This is a genomic window from Cupriavidus sp. Met-2 (genome assembly GCF_049843575.1).
GTDB classification, from domain to species: Bacteria; Pseudomonadota; Gammaproteobacteria; order Burkholderiales; family Burkholderiaceae; genus Cupriavidus; species Cupriavidus metallidurans.
The window spans coordinates 87,906-107,253 of sequence record NZ_JBBHZL010000004.1 but is presented as its reverse complement, the minus strand read 5'-3'; the positions used below and the strand labels follow the sequence as shown (position 1 = coordinate 107,253).

Sequence of the window (19,348 nt, the reverse complement as noted above, 5' to 3'; positions counted from 1 at the left end):
TAACTTTCCAAGGCGCAAGAACCCCTCAGGCCGTCGTATTGACCACACCGCCGGTGCTCGAGCCACTCTCTTGTTGCATGGCCTCGGCCAGCTTGGCGTACGCCTGCGACAGCGCGGCGTTGGTGGAGGACACGGCGCCCTGCAGGGTAGCGACGGTGCTCGCCTTGGTCCTTTCGTCGGTCTTGGCGTTCTGCGCGGCCTGGAGTTGCTGCATCTGGGTGGCCAGCAGTTTCTGAAGCGTTTCGATCTGCTGCTTGATCGCCTTGATGACCGCCGATTCGGTGTCGCTGCTGCTGGAGCTGTCCGTGCCGCCGGCAGCCGCAGCGCCGCCGGCGCCGCCAGCCTTGCCGCTGAATGCGGCGCCGTTTACCCGGCCGTTTGCCGACGCGCTGGAATCCTGTGCGCTGGCCTTGCCCGTGCTGTCCGTGCCGTCCTGCGACGCCGAAGTGGTGACTGCGGCGCCACTGGCGGTGAAGACTTGTGGTGTAACGCTGGTGATGGACGTCATGTTCTGGTTTCCGATCGGAAGAGAGCCAATCCGTTGATCGGCCGGCGCTGGCAAAACTTTAGTGCCATCGCCGCTGTCCTACTGGCTTCCTTCGGCATCTGTCACAATCGCGGCCATGCATTCTTCTGGTCGTTCTTCTTCAGGATTGATTTGATATGTCCAATCTCGGTATCGGCGGCATCGGCCTGCACGTGATCGTGGCGATTTTCTTCGCCGTGCACGCCGTTCGCACCCACCAGAACATGTACTGGTTGCTGCTGCTATTCCTGTTCCCGGGCCTGGGCAGCATCGTCTATTTCTTCGCAGTTTATTTGCCTAGCCTGCGCGACTCGCGCGGGGCGCGGGCAGCGTCGCGGGCGATCAAGCAGATCGTCGATCCGAACCGGGCCGTACGCGAAGCGCGCGAGGCATTCGACCGGGCGCCGACTGTCGATCACCGCATGCGCCTGGGTGCTGCCTTGCTGGAAGTGGGCAACGCGGCCGAGGCGCTCGAGCACTATCAGGCCGCGGCCAACGGCCCGTTTGCGTCCGATCCGGCATTGCTTGAGGGGCTGGCGCGCGCCCAGGTTGCCACGGGCCGCCATGCCGATGCGCAGGCCACGCTTGAGAAGCTGTTTGCCGCGCATCCGCAGGCGCGGGACCAGGCCGAACCCGCATTGCTTTACGCGCGTGCGCTGTCCGCGCTCGATGCGCCCGGCACGCGCGACGCCTTCGAGCGCTCGCTGACCTGCGCCAGCGATGCCGCGCCGCGCTGTCTGTATGCCGACTGGCTTTCCCGCCAGGGTGATGCAGCCGACCGTGAGCGCGCCAAGTCGCTGTACTCGGAAATTGTTCACGACGCGCGCCACTGGCCGCGTCACGCCCGCGAGCACAATCGCGAATGGCTCCAGCGCGCGCAGGTCGCGCTGGGCCAATGATCCGCGCCTTGAGCGCGTTGTATTCCTCCATGACGCTTTTGAAACGCAAATCTATCGAGGCCGTGGCCTCGCGCCGCCCCGCGCGCGGCGAACGTGAAACCTCGCGCAGGAAGCTGTCCGGCGACGCCGGCGATGTCGACAATGCCGGCGAGAAGCGCATGACGCCGCGCTTCGCGCCGGTGACGTTCTCGGAAATGGATGGCGTGCGCTATCTCCATTTCGGCACCGAGTGGGTGCAGGGCGCGATGCGCCTGCGCAAGCCCGATGCCATCGAACTCGAGTACGCCCAGCAGATGATGGCCTGGCTGCTGTTCCTGTCGCCGTCGGCTGCGGATTTCCACGTGGCGCAACTGGGCCTGGGCGCCGCCGCGCTGACCAAGTTCTGCCATCGCCAATTCGCCCGTGCGAAGGTAACGGCCGTCGAGTTGAATCCCGCCGTGATCGTGGCCGGCCGCAGCATGTTCGGCCTGCGCGAGGACGATGCGCGCCTGTCCGTGCGCGAGCAGGATGCATGGGACTTCGTGATGGATGGCGCGCAGACAGCGTCGATCGACGCGTTGCAGGTCGACCTGTACGACGCCACCGCGCGTGGCCCGGTCCTCGATACCACGGCGTTCTATCGTGCCTGCCGTCGCGTGCTCAAGGCGCCTGGCGTGATGACGATCAACCTGTTCGGAGACCACGAGAGTTTCCCGAAGAACATCGTGCGTATCTGCGACGCGTTCGACAATCGCGTGCTGGTGTTTCCCGAAGTGCATGACGGCAACATCATCGCGCTGGCGTTCAACGGGCCGGCGATCGACGTGTCTTGGGAAACGCTGGAGGCGAGGGCGGAAGTGGTGGAGTCCACCACGAAGCTGCCGGCGAAGGACTGGGTGAAGAAGCTGCGCGCGGCGAATGCGCGGCAGGAAGAGCGGCTGGCGATCTGACGTCGCGCTTTATCCCCTCTCCCACCAGGTGGGAGAGGGGAGCCAGGCCAGCATCATTCCTTATGGAAGAACTGCGCCAGCGACCACTCGTCGGTGCGCGCCTCATAGCGCAGGCCCTTGCGCATCGCCCACATTGCAAGCTGGCTGTGCGACGGGATGATCGCGTGGTCGGCCAGCGCGAACTTGGCCGCCGCGCGGGCATTCTCCTCGCGGGCCTTGTCGCTGGAGATCGTCGTCAGCGATTTCTCGATCAGCTGATCGAGCTGCGGATTGCTGTACTTGCCCCAGTTCCACGTGCCGTAGCCGGTCTTCGGGTTCGGGGTGCCCGTGATCGAGCGCAGCGCCACGTCGGCAGCGGCCGATCCCCAGCCTAGCATCTCGAATGCAAAGTCCCCCTGGCGCGCGCGCGTGAAGTACGTGGCAACGGGCAGCGTCTCAACCTTGGTCTGGATGCCGATACGCGTCAGCATCCCGGCCGTGGCCTGCGCCACCTGGGCGTCATTCAGATAGCGATTGTTCGTGGCGTGCAGCGTCAGGCCGAAGCCGTCCGGATAGCCTGCGGCGGCCAGCAGCTTCTTCGCACCTTCCACGTCATAGGCGTCCGGCTTGGTGCCAGGATGGCCGAAGATCTGCGGCGAGACGATCGACGAGGCCGGCACCGCCAAGCCTTCCATGATGCGGCTGACAATGGCGTCGCGGTTGAGGGCCTTGCTGATCGCCGCGCGCACGCGCGCGTCCTTGAAAGGATTCTTGCCGAGCGGCTTGCCTGCCTTGTCCGTGACGAACGGCGGGTTGTCGCGTGACTGGTCCATCTGCCAGAAGATCGTGCGCCACGACACCGTCTGCTCAATCTTGAACTTCGGGTTCTGCTTGAGCTTCGCCACGTCGGCGGATGGCACGCTTTCGATCACGTCCACATCGCCGGCAAGCAGGGCGGCCGAGCGCGCGCCGTTGTCGGTGAGGATCCGGAAGATTGCGCGGTCCCATTCGGGCTTTGGCCCCCAGTAGTCGGGATTCTTCGCCATCACGATTTCCTGGCCGCGCGCGAAGCGCACGAACTTGAACGGACCCGTGCCGATCATCGCCTTGCCCGAATCGAAATCGGCCTGGGTCAGATTCGCGGCAATCTTCTTCGGCATGATCGGCACGCTGTTCAGATCATTGGCCAGGTTCGCATAATTCGGCACGCTCATGGTCAGGCGCACGGTCAGCGGGTCGGGCGTGTCGATGCGGGCGATCGGCTTGGTGTAGCTGGTGAACGACCCCGGCGCGTTGGTCAGCTTTTCGGGGCGCTCCAGTGACGCCTTGACGTCCTCGCTCGTGAACGGCGAGCCGTCATGCCATTTCACGTTCGGGCGAAGCTTGATCTCCCACGTGATCGCATTGAGCGGCTTCCACGATAGCGCGAGGCCGGGAATGTAGCGCGCGTTCTTGTCCATGAACACGAGCGACTCGAAGATATGGAGTGCGATGGCGTTGTTCGGGCCCGAGTTGTTCCAGTGCGGGTCCATGGACGTCACGTCGGCGGCCAGGCCGATGCGCAGGTCTTCGGCATGAGCCGCCTGGGCGGGCAACAGCGTGAGCGCGGTGGCGCTCAACGCAATCGAAAGGGATGCTTGCAGCAGCGTGCGGCGGATCATCGGTGGGCTCCTCGTACGGTGTTCGGCCATATTGTGCCGGTAACTATACATCGTTGCAGACCCAGTACAATCGCGGCCATGTTTGCCAATTCCCGCACGATTTCGTCGGCACAGTCCGATATCCATGAGCATCTGGCCACGCTGGTGGAGCGTCATCTGGCCGAGCCATTCCGCAAGCCGATTGGCGCGCCGAGCCAGCACGCGTTCGACGCGGCCATCGACGCATGGCAGCGGGCGGGCAGCGCGCCGCTGATTCTCGATGCGGGCTGCGGTGTCGGGGAAAGCACGTTGCGTCTCGCTACGGCATTTCCGGATCACTATGTCATCGGTGTGGATCAATCGGAAAAGCGCCTGACGGCCGGCAAGGACTGGTGGGATGGGCCCCTGCCCGAGAACTTTCATTGGGCGCGCGCGGATCTGGTCGATTTCTGGCGGTTGGTGCAGAGCACGGGTGTGCGGGTCACGCGGCACTATGTGCTGTATCCGAACCCGTGGCCCAAGATTGGCCATTTGAGCCGGCGCTGGCATGGACACGCCGTATTTCCCGCACTGGCGGCGTGCGGTGACTATCTCGAATGCCGCAGCAACTGGAAGATCTACATCGACGAGTTCGCGGCCGCGCTGACGATGGTGGGGCGTCCGACGCAAACCGAATCGTGGCAGCCGGAGGCATCAATGACGCCGTTCGAGCGCAAGTACGCGGCGTCAGGGCATGGCTTGTGGCGCTGCGTGAGCGTTCGATGAGCGTCGGATGAAATGAAAAACCCGCCAGATCTGGCGGGTTTTTCATTTTCGGACTGCGCGGTCAGTGGAACAGCGGCTGTTGCGTCGGCGCGTCCTCGGGCAGTTCCGCGTGGACGATTTCGCCGGAGCGGTCCGCGTAGAGCGGGGTGCCGCAATCCTCGCAATATTCCGGATCGAACAGCGCCGCATGGCGGAAGATGTCCTCGACACCGGCGTTGCGCAGCTCCTCGCAGATCTGCTCGACCGGATTGCCCTTTTCCTCGGCATCGGCCTCGCCAGATTCGCGGCCATAGACAGGCCAGACGATGCCGTAGATCACTTCCTTCTCGCCACGCATCGTGAAGCCGACGCGATATTCCTCAACCACTTCCTCGCCGAACCCGGCCACCACGGCAGCCAGTTGGCCGGCCGGCACATCGAGCGTGCCGCACAGGTAGTTCACGGCGGCGCGCACGGTCAGCGGACGGATGCTCTTGTCCGATTCGCGGCACGACAGGAAGAAGGCATCCGGCAGCAACAGTTCGAACTCGCAGCCGGGCAGCAGGAGCGCGACGGTCGGCTGCACCTGCTGGCGCCACTGTTCCAGGCAGACCGAACGCTCGGCGTGGTGCTCCTTGGCATCCTCTTGCCAGCGGAACAGCGCACCTTCGTGCGGGGCCACCACCACGGCCAGCAGGTAGCGCGGGTCGGCCAGGATCGGCGCGGTTTCGGGCAGATCGCGCAGGTCCACCTTCGGCATGGTCCCGGCCAGTGCGGCAGTAGCCAGCTTGTGGGTCAGCGCGAAGGTGTCGCTATGGCTGCGCGGCAGCTGGTCGATGCTGTAGAGGTACGGCGACAGCGCCACCTTGGTGCCGGTGGCCAGCACATGCGCCTGCAGATGCACGGCCAGCGTCTGGGCCAGTTCCGGCTTCAGCGCGCCCGACGGAATTGCGTAGCGTGTATGGGCCAGGATCGGTGCCGCGATCAGCAGCACATCCAGCTTGGCGCCGTCGACTTCGATAGTGGCCGATTCGGCCAAGGTTTCGGCCTGTTCGGCCAGCACGTCGGACGCATCGGCGTTGTGCTTGAACAGGTGTTCGAGCGCGGCGTCGAGCGCGGTCTGGCTGCCGTTTTTCAGCAGGCGATGGAGCCGCTGCGACAGCCGACGCTCCCAATACCCGTCCTCCATGCGGCTGCCCGATGCATCCAGGGCGAGCGCGTCGGCCACCAGCCGTTCGGCGTCAGGAGAGAGTCTGGCGGAAGACTTGGGGCGAAAACCTGCCATATATGTAGAGAACGTCCGTTTTTCGTAAAACGGTATTCTACTCGTTGCGCAGGCGGGTGCAGTCCTCGCGAACCCTCAATCAGGCTGTTGTTTGAATTGTTGGATTACTTTTGAGCCGCCGGTGCGTGCGATTCGGTGCTGTGCGACTCGCCAGCCATCGAAACCTCGCCGCCGCCCTTGGTCAGCAAGTACAGGCAGGCGCCCGCCACGACTACAAAAGCGATCAGAATCTTCACCATGTGATGTCTCCGTCTTTGTCTTGGTATAAGTCACGCTGAATCCGTGTGGGGCGAGTCTGGCAGTGCAGGCTTGCGCAAAACTTACGCGACGGGGTGGGGATTACCCGCAAAAACAAAACCGCCGCCCCGCTTTGCAAGCCGGGGCGGCGGTTTCGGTCAGCAGCTGGCGAATCAGGCGGCGAGCAGTTGACGCAGCACGAACGGCAGGATGCCGCCGTGGTTGTAGTAGTCGACCTCGATCGGCGTGTCGATGCGGAGCAGCACCGGCACGCGTTGCGTGTCGCCGTTGGCGCGGTGGATAACCAGCGTCACGTCCTGCTGCGGCTTCAGGTCGCCTTCGATGCCTTCCACGTCGAAGGTTTCGTTGCCGACGATGCCGAGCGACTGCACGCTGTCGTTGCCCTTGAACTGCAGCGGCAGCACGCCCATGCCCACCAGGTTCGAACGGTGGATACGCTCGAAGCTGCGTGCGATCACGGCCTTCACGCCCAGCAGCTGGGTGCCCTTGGCCGCCCAGTCGCGCGACGAGCCCGTGCCGTACTCTTCGCCACCGAACACCACTGTGGGCGTGCCTTCGGCGATGTACATCATCGCGGCGTCATAGATCGACAATTCTTCACCGGTGGGCTGGTGCAGCGTGATGCCACCTTCCACGCGGGAGCCGTCGGCCTTGGCCGGGATCATCAGGTTCTTGATGCGCACGTTGGCGAACGTGCCGCGCATCATCACCTCATGGTTGCCGCGGCGCGAGCCGTAGCTGTTGAAGTCGGCCTTGAGCACGCCATGCGACAGCAGGTACTTGCCGGCAGGGGAGGTGTCCTTGATCGAACCGGCCGGGGAGATATGGTCGGTCGTCACGGAGTCGCCGAACACACCCAGGGCGCGGGCGCCACGGACGGTCACGGCCTCGCCGCTCGGCTCGAGCGCGAAGTCCTGGAAGAACGGCGGCTCGGCGATGTAGGTCGATTTCGGCCAGTCGTAGACCTGGCCCTTCGTGCCCTTGATCGCTGCCCACAGCTTGCTCGGCTTCCTGACCTGCTCGTAGTTGCCCTTGAACGTCTTGGCGTCCATCGCGTACTTCAGCAGCGCATGGATTTCTTCCGACGTCGGCCAGATGTCGCCCAGCCAGATGTCCTTGCCACCCTTGCCCTTGCCCACCGGCTCGGTCATCAGGTCGCGCGTGACGTTGCCGGCGATGGCGTAAGCCACCACCAGCGGCGGCGATGCCAGGAAGTTGGCGCGGATGTTCGGGTGGATCCGGGCTTCGAAGTTGCGGTTGCCCGACAGCACGGCGGCGGCCACGATGTCGTTCTGCACGATCGTGTCGTTGAGCGCCTGGGTCAGGTCGCCGGCGTTACCGATACAGGTGGTGCAGCCGTACGCGGTGACGCCGAAGCCGAGCTTGTCCAGGTACGGCAGCAGGCCGGCGGCCTTCAGGTATTCCGTGACCACGCGGCTGCCAGGGGCCAGCGACGTCTTGATGTGGGGCGCGACCTTCAGGCCGGCTTCCACGGCCTTCTTGGCCAGCAGGCCGGCGGCCAGCAGCACGCTGGGGTTCGACGTGTTCGTGCACGACGTGATCGCGGCAATCAGCACATCGCCGTTGTGCACCTTCACGCCGTCGGCGTTCGTGTACTCGCGGTCCAGGTCGGCGACGTCCTTGTTGAAGCCGTTCTCGGCCACTGGCTTGGCAAACAGCGACTTGAACGTTTCCTTGACGTGACCGATCTCGATACGGTCCTGCGGGCGCTTCGGGCCGGCCAGTGACGGGGCCACGGTGCCCAGGTCCAGCGTCAACGTCTTGCTGTAGTCGATCTCGCCAGCGCGCGGAACGCCGAACATTCCCTGGGCGCGGAAGTAGCCCTCGAACGCGGCGATTTCCTCGTCGGTGCGGCCTGTGCCACGGAAATAGTCGATCGTCTTCTCGTCGACCGGGAAGAAGCCCATCGTCGCGCCGTACTCGGGCGCCATGTTGCCGATAGTGGCGCGGTCCGGCGTGGTCAGGCTGGCCGTGCCTTCGCCGAAGAATTCCACGAACTTGCCGACGACCTTTTCGCGACGCAGCATCTCGGTGATGGTCAGCACCAGATCGGTGGCGGTCACGCCTTCGCGCAACCGGCCCTTCAGTTCCACGCCCACCACGTCCGGGGTCAGGAAGTAGACCGGCTGGCCCAGCATGCCGGCTTCGGCTTCGATACCGCCCACGCCCCAGCCGACCACGCCAATGCCGTTGATCATCGTGGTGTGGGAATCGGTGCCGACGAGGGTGTCCGGATAATAGACGCCATCCTTCTTGTGCACGCCGCGCGCCAGGTATTCCAGGTTGACCTGGTGCACGATGCCGAAGCCGGGCTGCACCACGCCAAAGGTGTCGAATGCCTGCATCCCCCACTTCATGAACTGGTAGCGCTCGTTATTGCGCTTGAACTCCAGTTGCATGTTCAGGTCCAGGGCGTTCTTTTCGCGGAAGTGGTCGATCTGCACCGAGTGGTCGACCACCAGGTCCACGGGAACCAGTGGCTCGATCTTCTTCGGGTTCTTGCCCATCTTCTCGGCCACGTTGCGCATGGCAGCCAGGTCGGCCAGCAGCGGCACGCCCGTGAAGTCCTGCAGCACCACGCGGGCCACGACGAACGGGATTTCATCCACGCGCTCGGCGTTCGGCTTCCAGTTAGCCAGTTGGCGGACGTGTTCCTCGGTCACCTTCTTGCCGTCGCAGTTGCGCAGCACGGATTCCAGGACCACACGAATCGACACCGGCAGGCGTTCGATCTTCACGCCCAGGGCCTTGCCCAGCTGGGGCAGGGAATAGTACTGACCGCGGCCGCCAGTGCCGAGCTTGAATTCTTTCAGGGTGTTATTGAGATTGTGGGGCATTGCCTGACTCCAATCGAAGGGTGACGCGGGACGCTTTTGAACATTCTTATTCTTAAGACCCCGGTGCGCGATTGGGTTCCGCCGCCATGCAAGCGGCGCGGCCGGCGGGACCGGACGCGCACCGTTACCACGACTCGGCCTGACCCCGAGCGGGTCAGGCAAAGGTAAAACAGGACTTTACTGCGGAATTATTGCTTCGGTGCGGATTGTGCGGATGCGGGTTGCGCATCTGCCGGCTGGGCCGGTTGCGACGGAGCCACCAGCAGCGGCGTGGTCACCGGGGCGCGCAGTGCGCCGGCAACGGTCGGCGCGGAGCCGCCGGCCTGCATGTCTGCCGTCTGGCATTCGTCCGCCAGACGCTGACCGAGGTTCCGGTTGAACAGCATGGCCTTGCTCGGGATCACTACCAGGTCCATGCCGGTGCGCTGGTCGAAGTAGCGGTCGGCGCCGGTCACGGTGTTCTGGCGCGGCAGGCGGTAGACCTTGCCTTCCCAGTTCACGCCGATCACCTCGTCACGCTGCATGTTGCCGGTGATGTAGAGCGCATGGCCCAGTTCGCATTGCCACTTTTCGCCGGCCGGAGCTTCAACCGGGGCGGCTGCCTCGGTCTTCTTGGTGGTCTTCTTCGAGGCCGTCTTCTTGGTAGCGGCCGGCTTCTTGGCCGGTTCCTGGGCCAGCGCGGCGCCGGCGGATGTCAGGGTCAGGGCGCCAAGGCAGGCGGCCAGCACGATGTGTTTCATTGTGTCTTCCTTCCGGTTTTCTGAATAATCAAAAGCGGCTATTTGTCGTACGGTCCGCTGGGGAGCACCGGGGGGCGCTCCGGCTACAACTTTCCGCCGCTATTCTCTACGATTTGCCCCACGGGGCGAAGCCCGTCAGTCATTGGTTACACAATTGTTCGCGGACGGTTTGTCATCGGCCACTTCAAGGTAAAAATGAGCAGTCCGCGTGCTTCGGACTGGTGTCAGTCGAAGAACAACTCCGTCACCGGCGAGGGCAGTTTCGTGCCGGTGGCATGGGCACGCTGCAGCAGCGACCAGTAATAGCGATAGCTTGCGCGATCATGGAGCTGGCCGTCGTGGCGGATCGGCGCCCAGTTGTTCTCGTGCGCCGCAAGCAGGATCTGGCTTGCTGCGCCGATTTCGCTGTCCCCGGGGCGGAAGGCCGACACAATCGGCTCGATCTGGCCCGGATGGATGCTCCATTTACGCAGATAGCCGAACTCGGCGCGCGCCCGGTATGCGTCGTCGCCCGAGCGTTGGGGGTTCTGCACATCGGTGCTGACATTGTGTGACGGTACTTTGCCATGGCGGTGGCAGGCTGCCGAAATCTCGAGCATGGCCCGGCGGATCAGCGGATGCTCGAACTGTTCGGGCGAGCGCATGGCCTCGCCCGGAATCGCGCCGTGGTGCGCCGAGACAAAATCCATCAGCCCGAAGCTCAGGCACTCCACCTGCACGAGCGAGGCGATGTCGAAGACTTGCTCGAGCGCCGAATGTGTCTCAATCAGCACGTGTATTGGGATGTGGCGGGCGATGCCGGACGCGCGCGCTACCTGGTTCACGTGATCGGTCACACGGGCCACTTCCACCACGTCGGTTACTTTCGGGACCACGACATAGGCCAGTCGGGCCCCGGCGGTCCTCACCAGGATGTCGACGTCTTCGCGCCAGCACGGGTGCGCCGGATCGTGGATGCGCACGCCCACACGGTTGTGCGCATTTTCGGCGCTGTTGATCAGTTGCGCGCACAGCGTGGCGTGCTCGCGTTCGAGCCCGACCGCCGCGCCGTCCTCGCAGTCGAACGTGATATCGAACACGGGCCCGAGCGCTTGCTGCAGGGCAAGCGATTTGCGCATGAGCTTTTCGCTACCGGCATAGTGGTCACATACCGGCAGTTGCACCGGAATGGCTTCGCCCTGGAACAAGACCTCGGATGGATGCACGTTAAATACGGAGAAAATGTAGGGTTATTCAAAAGTGGGATTTACGCGCCCAAAAGAAAAACCGGGGTCCGCGCCGATTTTCGAGAATCGATGCGGAACCCCGGTCTTTCATGAGCGGGTTGGCTCGCGGAGGATCAGCCCAGCAGGTGTTGCACGCCGGCACGCTCTTCTTCCAGTTCCTTGAGCGTGATGTTGATCTTCTCCTGGCTGTACGCGTCAATTTCCAGACCCTTGACGATTTCGTATTTGCCGTTGGCCGTGGTGACCGGGTAGCCGAACATCACATCGTTCGGAATACCGTATTCACCGTTCGACGGGATGCCCATCGTAACGACCTTGCCGTTCGAGCCCAGCACCCAGTCGTGCACGTGGTCGATGGCGGCGTTGGCAGCCGAAGCGGCCGACGACAGGCCACGGGCCTCGATGATGGCGGCGCCGCGCTTGCCAACGGTCGGCAGGAACACGTCGTTGTTCCACACCGGATCGTTGATCATGTCCTTGACGCTCTTGCCGTCGACGGTGGCATAGCGGTAGTCGGCGTACATCGTCGGGCTGTGGTTGCCCCAGACGAACATCTTCTCGATCGACGACACCGGCTTGCCAGTCTTGGCGGCGATTTGCGACAGGGCACGGTTGTGGTCCAGGCGCAGCATGGCGGTGAAGTTCTCGCGCTTCAGGTTCGGCGCCGACTTCATGGCGATGTAGGCGTTGGTGTTGGCCGGGTTGCCGACCACCAGCACCTTGACGTCGCGGCTGGCCACTTCGTCCAGGGCCTTGCCCTGCACCGTGAAGATCTGGGCGTTGGCTTCGAGCAGGTCCTTGCGTTCCATGCCCTTGCTACGCGGACGCGCGCCCACCAGCAGGGCAACGTCGGCATCCTTGAAGGCGACCTTGGGGTCGTCGGTAATGACCACGCCGGCCAGCAGCGGGAACGCGCAGTCTTCCAGTTCCATCACCACGCCCTTGACGGCGGCCTGGGCTTGCGGGAGATCGAGCAGTTGGAGGATGACCGGCTGGTCTTTGCCGAGCATGTCGCCATTGGCGATGCGGAACAGCAGGGAATAGCCGATCTGGCCAGCGGCGCCGGTGACTGCGACGCGCATTGGGGCTTTAGCCATGAGTAAGTCTCCAAACGAAAAGAGGGGGTAACCGGTCGGTGGCGCTTGGGTCTCCAGGGTATGGAGCGGCCCGGCGCGTCACCGGGTGCTGGTCGCGTGTCGCCACGAAGGCAGGCGGGCGTCCGCCGCGGAACCCGCGGGCATTCGCGCGTGACCGGGCAACGAGAGTGCGCTTCCGGCCAGGTGCAGGCGTCGTGGGCGACAAGGCGTAAGTCTACTACTGCTGAGTGGTGCGTCGCATCCCGCAAAGGGGTATTCGGGAGCAACGGCACGGACCTGCGCGAGTGTAGGGTGAGCCCTGATTGATGTCAATTCATATGTCTTATATAAGACATAAGACATTTCATAGCGTGCTGGACGTGATTCTCGCTTTTGTGGTTGAATCCGGGCTATGTCATCCCTGCCTACGTCCCTGCCCGCAGCCGCCGCCAATGGCGCGCCGGAATCGGGCGCCCCCCAAAGCGGCGCCGGGACGCAGCCGTCCACGAACGCGCCGGGCGCTGCAGTCGCCCCCCCGACGGCCGCGCCGTCGCCGACTTTCAGCCCACTTTACCAGCAGATCAAGGCCCTGATCATGCAAAGCCTGCAGACGGGCGAGTGGAAGCCGGGCGAAATGATTCCGAGCGAGATGGATCTGGCTGCCCGCTACAAGGTGAGCCAAGGCACCGTGCGCAAGGCCATCGACGAACTGGCCGCCGAGAATCTGGTGGCGCGTCGTCAGGGCAAGGGCACGTTCGTGACTACCCATTATGAGGACGTGGTTAAATTCCGCTTCCTCCGTCTGGTACCCGACGAGGGCGAACCCCATTACGGCTCCAGCCGCGTGCTCGAATGCAAGCGGTTGCGTGCGCCTGCCGAGATCGCCCGCCTGCTCGATATTCGCACTGGCGATAGCGTGGTGCAGATCCGCCGCGTGCTGACTTTCTCGAATGAAGCCACGGTGCTGGACGAGATCTGGCTGCTGGGCGCCAACTTCAAGGGCCTGACGGCCGAAAAGCTCAACGAGTGGAAGGGCCCGATGTACGCGCTCTTCGAGGGCGAGTTCGGTACGCGGATGATCCGCGCCACGGAGAAGATCCGTGCGGTGGTTGCCGATGATACGGCGGCGGAATTGCTGTCGGTGGCACCGGGCTCACCGCTGCTATCGGTGGAGCGTGTCTCATTCACATATGGTGACCGCCCGGTGGAAGTCCGCCGCGGTCTGTATGTCACGACGCGGCACTATTACCAAAACGACTTGAGTTAATGCGCGATGGCGATGGGAGAGCGGTCCAGGGCGTCGATTATTGTGGCGCGTGTATGGGACCTGCTTCAACCATTGTCGAGCGTGAATGGAATGGCCAGATTTTTCCCGCCTGAAACGGTACAAACACTGTCGCGTGCGATTGTCGGGCACGCCGTGTTGGTGCGCGATAGGCGAAAATTATTGGTGCGCCGCGCAACAAAGGCGCTAAAATCATCTGGATTTGCTCCACTGCATTCATTTGCATCCAGTGTCACCCACACGCTTGATGCAATCCGGTGCAGCCACGGTACCCGCTGTGGCGCGCCAATGCAATCGGGAGCAATGGCAGTGTCGTACTTTTGCTGTTTTCTTTTCACCGCAAATGGGGTCTCGCATGGCTGAAGCCGTCAAACAAGCCAGGCCGGAGTTCCGGAACATCGGTATCGCGCAAATCTCGCGCTACCGGTTGCCCTGGGCCGGCAAGGTATCCATCCTGCATCGCGTAAGCGGCGCAATGATGTTCCTCCTCCTTCCTTTCGTTCTGTACCTGTTTGAGCAGAGCGTCACCTCCGAACTGAGCTTCGCCAAGTTCTCGGCCCTGCTGTCCAACGGCTTTATCAAAGTTGTGATCCTGGCCCTGATCTGGGGTTACCTGCATCACTTCTGTGCCGGCATCCGATTCCTGCTGCTCGATGTGCACGTTGGCGTAACCAAGCCTGCCTCGGCCAAGTCGGCTGTCACGGTGCTGGTGGTCAGCCTGCTGCTCACCCTGATCTTCGGTCTGAAGCTGTTCGGTCTGTTCTGAGGAGAATCAAGGTGGCAAACAATAATATCGGTCCCAAGCGTCTGGTTGTCGGTGCGCACTACGGTCTGAAAGACTGGCTCGCGCAACGCGTTACCGCGGTCATCATGGTGGTGTTCACCGTGGTGCTCGCCGCCGTGTATCTCGCCTTCGGCAACCCTTCGTACGAAGGCTGGTCGGGTCTCTTCGCCAATCAGTGGATGAAGATCCTGACGTTCCTGACCATCCTGTCCCTGCTGTTCCATGCGTGGATCGGCGTGCGCGATATCTGGATGGACTACGTGAAGCCGATGGCCGTGCGCCTCGTGCTGCAAGTTCTAACGATTCTGTGGCTCGTCGGTTGCGCGGGCTACGCTGCTCAGATTCTCTGGAGGGTGTAATAAATGGTCGCAGTCAAGACTGGATTGCCGCGTCGCAAATTTGACGTGGTCATCGTCGGGGCGGGCGGCGCCGGGATGCGCGCATCCCTCCAGCTCGCGGAAGCCGGCCTGAACGTGGCCGTGCTGTCGAAGGTTTTCCCGACGCGCTCGCACACCGTGGCGGCGCAGGGCGGTATCGGTGCTTCGCTCGGCAACATGAGCGAAGACAACTGGCACTATCACTTCTACGACACCATCAAGGGCTCGGACTGGCTGGGTGACCAGGATGCCATCGAGTTCATGTGCCGTGAAGCACCGAAGGTCGTGTACGAACTCGAACACTTCGGCATGCCGTTCGACCGTAACGCCGATGGCACGATTTACCAGCGTCCGTTCGGCGGCCACACCGCCAACTACGGCGAAAAGCCGGTGCAACGCGCTTGCGCGGCCGCTGACCGTACCGGTCACGCGCTGCTGCACACGCTGTACCAGCGCAACGTTCGCGCCAAGACCCACTTCTTCGTCGAATGGATGGCGCTGGATCTGATCCGCGACGAGGACGGCGACGTGCTGGGCGTGACCGCGCTGGAAATGGAAACCGGCGAAGTCTATATCCTCGAAGCCAAGACCACGCTGTTCGCGACCGGCGGTGCCGGCCGTATCTACGCGGCTTCCACCAATGCCTTCATCAACACCGGTGATGGCCTGGGCATGGCGGCACGTGCCGGCGTCCCGCTGGAAGACATGGAGTTCTGGCAGTTCCACCCGACCGGCGTGGCCGGCGCGGGCGTGCTGATCACGGAAGGCGTGCGCGGCGAGGGCGGTATCCTGCGTAACAAGGATGGCGAGCGCTTCATGGAGCGCTATGCCCCGACGCTGAAGGATCTGGCTCCGCGTGACTTCGTGTCGCGTTCGATGGACCAGGAAATCAAGGAAGGCCGCGGCTGCGGTCCGAATGGCGACTACGTGTTGCTCGACCTGACGCACGTCGGCGCCGAGACGATCATGAAGCGTCTGCCGTCGATCCGCGAAATCGGCATGAAGTTCGCCAACGTCGACGCGATCAAGGAACCGATCCCCGTGGTGCCGACCATCCACTACCAGATGGGTGGCATTCCGACGAACTTCCACGGTCAGGTCGTGGTGCCGAAGAACGGCAACCCGAACGAAGTGGTCAACGGCTTCTACGCCATCGGCGAATGCTCATGCGTGTCGGTGCACGGCGCCAACCGCCTGGGCACGAACTCGCTGCTCGACCTCGTGGTGTTCGGCCGTGCGGCCGGTAACCACATCGTCGCCAACGCGATGAAGCAGAAGGAACACAAGCCGCTGCCGGCAGATGCCGCCGACCGAGCCATGGCCCGTCTGGCCAAGCTGCAGGGCACGACCTCGGGTGAATACACCCAGGACGTGGCCAACGATATCCGCCGCAACATGCAATCGCACGCCGGCGTGTTCCGTACGCAGAAGCTGATGGACGAAGGCGTCGAGCGCATCCTGGAAGTGGCCGAGCGCGCCAACAACATCCACCTGAAGGACAAGTCGAAGGTCTTCAACACCGCACTGGTGGAAGCCCTGGAAGTGTCGAACCTGGTGGAAGTGGCCAAGGCAACGATGATCTCGGCCGCAGCCCGCAAGGAATCGCGTGGCGCCCATGCCCATAGCGACTTCCCGAATCGCGACGACGAGAACTGGCTCAAGCACACGCTGTTCTACAGCGAAGGCAACCGCCTCGACTACAAGCCGGTGAAGATGCAACCGCTGACGGTGGAATCAGTTCCGCCGAAGGCCCGTACGTTCTGATACCCGCGTCGTAGAGAAAACAGGACCCACAGAAATGAAGCGTATTTTCGAAGTCTACCGCTACGATCCGGACAAGGACGCCGCGCCCCGCATGCAGACCTACGAGGTGGAACTCGACGGTCACGAGCGCATGCTGCTGGATGCGCTGGTCAAGCTGAAGAAGCTCGATGAGACGATCTCGTTCCGTCGCTCGTGCCGTGAAGGCGTGTGCGGTTCGGACGCGATGAACATCAACGGCAAGAACGGCCTGGCCTGTCTGACGAACATGCGCGAACTGCCGGACCGCATCGTGCTGCGTCCGCTGCCCGGCCTGCCCGTGGTGCGCGACCTGATCGTCGACATGACGAACTTCTTCAAGCAGTACAACTCGATCAAGCCGTTCCTGATCAACGACGAGCCGCCGCCCGAGAAGGAGCGTCTGCAATCGCCGCAGGAACGTGACGAGCTGGACGGCCTGTACGAGTGCATCTTGTGCGCAAGCTGCTCGACGTCGTGCCCGTCGTTCTGGTGGAACCCGGACAAGTTCGTTGGCCCGGCCGGTCTGCTGCAGGCCTACCGCTTTATCGCGGACAGCCGTGACCAGGCCACCAGCGAGCGGCTGGACAACCTGAACGACCCGTACCGTCTGTTCCGTTGCCATAGCATCATGAACTGCGTCGATGTGTGCCCGAAGGGCCTCAACCCGACGAAGGCGATTGGCAAGATCAAGGAATTGATGGTTCGCCGCGCTGTTTAATCTGCCGGTATAAACTGCCTTGTGCGTACCGGGCGGAATCCGTACGAACACAGACAGTCTGTAGTTGAAGTAAGCGGCGCGTCAGCCCGATGCGGTATCAATCGGGTGGCGCGCCGGTCGCAAGAAGGCTGACCATGAGTCTTTCCACCACTTTCTCCCATCAGGCCGATCCGCACAAACGTGCCCGTCTACGCTGGCGCGCCCGCCGCGGCCTTCTGGAGAACGACATCATCGTCGAACGTTTTTTCAACCGTTACGAGGAGAGCCTGTCCGACGAGGACGTGGCATCGCTGAGCGATCTGTTCGAGCTTAGCGACAACGAGTTGATGGACCTGCTGCTTGCCCGCAAGGAGCTGGACGGTGAGCTCGACACGCCCCCGATGCAACGGCTTATAAGCCTGCTGCGTTCGGTCTGAGTTTGGTCAACACTATTATTCACAGTATTTGAAGGAACCGACATGACGCCGTCCGATGTGAAAGCCACGCTATCGTTTTCCGATGGTTCCCCCAGCGTTGAGCTGCCGATCTACAAGGGCACCGTTGGCCCGGATGTGATCGACATTCGCAAGCTGTACGGACAAACCGGCAAGTTCACCTATGACCCGGGGTTCATGTCGACCGCTTCGTGCAACTCCAAGATCACCTACATTGACGGTGACAAGGGCGAACTGCTGTACCGTGGCTACCCGATCGAGCAACTGGCACAGAAGTGCGATCACCTCGAGACCTGCTACCTGCTGCTGAAGGGCGAGCTGCCGAACGCCAAGCAGAAGGAAGAGTTCGTGAACTCGGTGATGAACCACACGATGGTCCACGAGCAGCTCCAGTTCTTCCTGCGCGGCTTCCGCCGTGACGCGCACCCGATGGCCGTCCTGACGGGCCTGGTTGGCGCGATGAGCGCGTTCTACCACGACGCGATGGACATCGATGATCCGCATCAGCGCGAGATCTCGGCCATCCGCCTGATCGCCAAGATGCCGACCCTGGTCGCCATGGCGTACAAGTACACCATGGGTCAGCCGTACATCTACCCGCAGAACGACCTGTCCTACTCGGGCAACTTCATGCGCATGATGTTCGCCACGCCGTGCGCCCCGTACACCGTGAACCCGGTGCTCGAGCGCGCGCTGGACCGCATCTTCATCCTGCACGCCGACCACGAGCAGAACGCGTCGACCTCGACCGTGCGTCTGGCCGGTTCGTCGGGCACGAACCCGTTCGCAGCCATCGCCGCTGGCGTGGCCTGCCTGTGGGGTCCGGCTCACGGCGGCGCGAACGAAGCCGCGCTGAAGATGCTGGAAGAAATCGGCAGCGTCGACAACATTGGCGAGTTCATCAAGCAGGTCAAGGACAAGAACTCGGGCGTGCGCCTGATGGGCTTTGGCCACCGCGTGTACAAGAACTACGACCCGCGCGCCAAGCTGATGCGCGAGACCTGCTATGAAGTGCTGAACGAACTGGGTCTGCACAACGACCCGCTGTTCAAGCTGGCCATGGAGCTCGAGAAGATCGCGCTGGAAGACGAGTACTTCGTCAGCCGCAAGCTGTACCCGAACGTGGACTTCTACTCGGGTATCGTGCAGCGCGCGCTGGGCATCCCGACCTCGCTGTTCACCTGCATCTTCGCCCTGGCACGCACGCCGGGCTGGATCTCGCAGTGGGAAGAGATGATCACCGATCCGGAATACAAGATCGGTCGTCCGCGCCAGCTGTTCAACGGCGCCGCCGCACGCGAAGTGCCGGATCTGGCCAAGCGCTGATCTGGTTGCTGCCACGCAAGCTGAAGAACGCCCCGGTCCGCCGGGGCGTTTTTTTTTGCTTTGTGTGTTGCGCCGCACTGGCGAGAGCGGGGCAGCGCGGCTGCTAAGCCTGAGGCAGGCGCCGATCATTGACTCGCGTGATCTCATGTCCTGGTAGGGGGCGCTGGCCCTGCGGTTGCCATAGGTGGCCCAATGCCACCGGCACGCCACAGATGCCGCTGTGCACAATTGTTGTGAAATCAGCTTTTGGCGGCGAATCCTGCCGTCGGCGGGTTGCAACGGTCTTCATTAGTTGTCGGGTTTTCCCCAAATTCGAAGAACTTCACTCTATCTGGTTGCAACTTTCCCTTTATAATGCGGGCTGCTTTACCGACCGGCAGCCGGGCCACCCTTCCGGCCAGCCGTGTTGGAAAGCGGGGCAGGCGAAGCGCTTGCGCAATAGAGAACGCATCAACGTTGTCTTTCCGAACTTTTGGCGACCG

19 protein-coding genes are annotated in these 19,348 nt (G+C 62.9%); 10 read left to right on the top strand and 9 right to left on the bottom strand.

All coding sequences use genetic code 11. The features are described from left to right. Positions 1-25: 25 nt before the first annotated feature. On the bottom strand, positions 26-508 hold the full coding sequence (locus tag WD006_RS11030; RefSeq protein ID WP_011517077.1) for a hypothetical protein: 483 nt from the start codon (positions 506-508) through the stop codon (positions 26-28). Between the two features lie 155 nt (positions 509-663). On the opposite strand from WD006_RS11030, the gene WD006_RS11025 reads away from it, so the two are divergent. Both WD006_RS11025 and WD006_RS11020 read left to right on the top strand, forming a co-directional pair. Beyond that, positions 664-1,425 (top strand): tetratricopeptide repeat protein, encoded by a 762-nt coding sequence (locus tag WD006_RS11025; protein ID WP_011517075.1) that lies wholly within the window; start codon positions 664-666, stop codon positions 1,423-1,425. A gap of 29 nt (positions 1,426-1,454) precedes the next feature. Then, positions 1,455-2,354 carry a spermidine synthase gene (locus WD006_RS11020; protein WP_029307373.1) on the top strand — a complete coding sequence of 300 codons (900 nt, stop codon included), beginning with the start codon at positions 1,455-1,457 and terminating at the stop codon, positions 2,352-2,354. Positions 2,355-2,407: 53 nt separating this feature from the next. Here WD006_RS11020 and WD006_RS11015 read toward each other — a convergent pair whose 3' ends face one another. Continuing rightward, on the bottom strand, positions 2,408-3,994 hold the full coding sequence (locus tag WD006_RS11015) for an ABC transporter substrate-binding protein (RefSeq protein WP_017511415.1): 1,587 nt from the start codon (positions 3,992-3,994) through the stop codon (positions 2,408-2,410). A gap of 78 nt (positions 3,995-4,072) precedes the next feature. Here WD006_RS11015 and trmB point away from each other — a divergent pair, with 78 nt between their 5' ends. Beyond that, positions 4,073-4,738, top strand: coding sequence for a tRNA (guanine(46)-N(7))-methyltransferase TrmB (gene trmB / locus WD006_RS11010; RefSeq protein WP_029307375.1), 666 nt, complete (start codon positions 4,073-4,075; stop codon positions 4,736-4,738). 61 nt (positions 4,739-4,799) lie between these two features. Here trmB and WD006_RS11005 read toward each other — a convergent pair whose 3' ends face one another. From WD006_RS11005 to WD006_RS10980, 6 genes are all read right to left on the bottom strand, one after another. After that, on the bottom strand, positions 4,800-6,002 hold the full coding sequence (locus tag WD006_RS11005) for a DUF2863 family protein (RefSeq protein WP_029307376.1): 1,203 nt from the start codon (positions 6,000-6,002) through the stop codon (positions 4,800-4,802). Between the two features lie 104 nt (positions 6,003-6,106). Further along, positions 6,107-6,241: a hypothetical protein gene (locus WD006_RS11000; RefSeq protein ID WP_008649342.1), complete on the bottom strand. Its 135-nt coding sequence runs from the start codon at positions 6,239-6,241 to the stop codon at positions 6,107-6,109. A 171-nt stretch (positions 6,242-6,412) separates the two neighbouring features. After that, complete coding sequence (gene acnA, locus WD006_RS10995; protein ID WP_029307377.1) at positions 6,413-9,118, bottom strand: aconitate hydratase AcnA; 2,706 nt, start codon at positions 9,116-9,118, stop codon at positions 6,413-6,415. Positions 9,119-9,306: 188 nt separating this feature from the next. Continuing rightward, positions 9,307-9,858 carry a hypothetical protein gene (locus WD006_RS10990; RefSeq protein ID WP_011517070.1) on the bottom strand — a complete coding sequence of 184 codons (552 nt, stop codon included), beginning with the start codon at positions 9,856-9,858 and terminating at the stop codon, positions 9,307-9,309. Positions 9,859-10,082: 224 nt separating this feature from the next. Then, positions 10,083-11,063: an HpcH/HpaI aldolase/citrate lyase family protein gene (locus tag WD006_RS10985; RefSeq protein WP_011517069.1), complete on the bottom strand. Its 981-nt coding sequence runs from the start codon at positions 11,061-11,063 to the stop codon at positions 10,083-10,085. A 134-nt stretch (positions 11,064-11,197) separates the two neighbouring features. Further along, positions 11,198-12,181: a malate dehydrogenase gene (locus tag WD006_RS10980; protein WP_008649349.1), complete on the bottom strand. Its 984-nt coding sequence runs from the start codon at positions 12,179-12,181 to the stop codon at positions 11,198-11,200. A 391-nt stretch (positions 12,182-12,572) separates the two neighbouring features. Between WD006_RS10980 and WD006_RS10975 the strand changes: the two genes are divergently transcribed. Next, a complete protein-coding gene (locus WD006_RS10975; protein WP_029307378.1) occupies positions 12,573-13,427 on the top strand; it encodes a GntR family transcriptional regulator in 855 nt (284 codons plus the stop codon). A gap of 65 nt (positions 13,428-13,492) precedes the next feature. Here WD006_RS10975 and WD006_RS10970 read toward each other — a convergent pair whose 3' ends face one another. Beyond that, positions 13,493-13,783: a hypothetical protein gene (locus tag WD006_RS10970; RefSeq protein WP_141192879.1), complete on the bottom strand. Its 291-nt coding sequence runs from the start codon at positions 13,781-13,783 to the stop codon at positions 13,493-13,495. A gap of 17 nt (positions 13,784-13,800) precedes the next feature. Here WD006_RS10970 and sdhC point away from each other — a divergent pair, with 17 nt between their 5' ends. From sdhC to gltA, 6 genes are all read left to right on the top strand, one after another. Continuing rightward, positions 13,801-14,211 (top strand): succinate dehydrogenase, cytochrome b556 subunit, encoded by a 411-nt coding sequence (gene sdhC, locus WD006_RS10965; RefSeq protein WP_008649352.1) that lies wholly within the window; start codon positions 13,801-13,803, stop codon positions 14,209-14,211. Positions 14,212-14,222: 11 nt separating this feature from the next. Beyond that, on the top strand, positions 14,223-14,588 hold the full coding sequence (gene sdhD / locus WD006_RS10960) for a succinate dehydrogenase, hydrophobic membrane anchor protein (RefSeq protein ID WP_008649354.1): 366 nt from the start codon (positions 14,223-14,225) through the stop codon (positions 14,586-14,588). A gap of 3 nt (positions 14,589-14,591) precedes the next feature. Further along, on the top strand, positions 14,592-16,370 hold the full coding sequence (gene sdhA / locus WD006_RS10955; protein WP_011517068.1) for a succinate dehydrogenase flavoprotein subunit: 1,779 nt from the start codon (positions 14,592-14,594) through the stop codon (positions 16,368-16,370). 34 nt (positions 16,371-16,404) lie between these two features. Then, the gene (locus WD006_RS10950) at positions 16,405-17,106 is read left to right on the top strand and encodes a succinate dehydrogenase iron-sulfur subunit (RefSeq protein ID WP_008649360.1); all 702 of its coding nucleotides are present in this window, start codon (positions 16,405-16,407) and stop codon (positions 17,104-17,106) included. A 134-nt stretch (positions 17,107-17,240) separates the two neighbouring features. Next, the gene (locus WD006_RS10945; protein ID WP_080710369.1) at positions 17,241-17,522 is read left to right on the top strand and encodes a succinate dehydrogenase assembly factor 2; all 282 of its coding nucleotides are present in this window, start codon (positions 17,241-17,243) and stop codon (positions 17,520-17,522) included. A 42-nt stretch (positions 17,523-17,564) separates the two neighbouring features. Next, on the top strand, positions 17,565-18,866 hold the full coding sequence (gene gltA, locus WD006_RS10940) for a citrate synthase (RefSeq protein WP_008649364.1): 1,302 nt from the start codon (positions 17,565-17,567) through the stop codon (positions 18,864-18,866). Positions 18,867-19,348 lie beyond the last annotated feature (482 nt).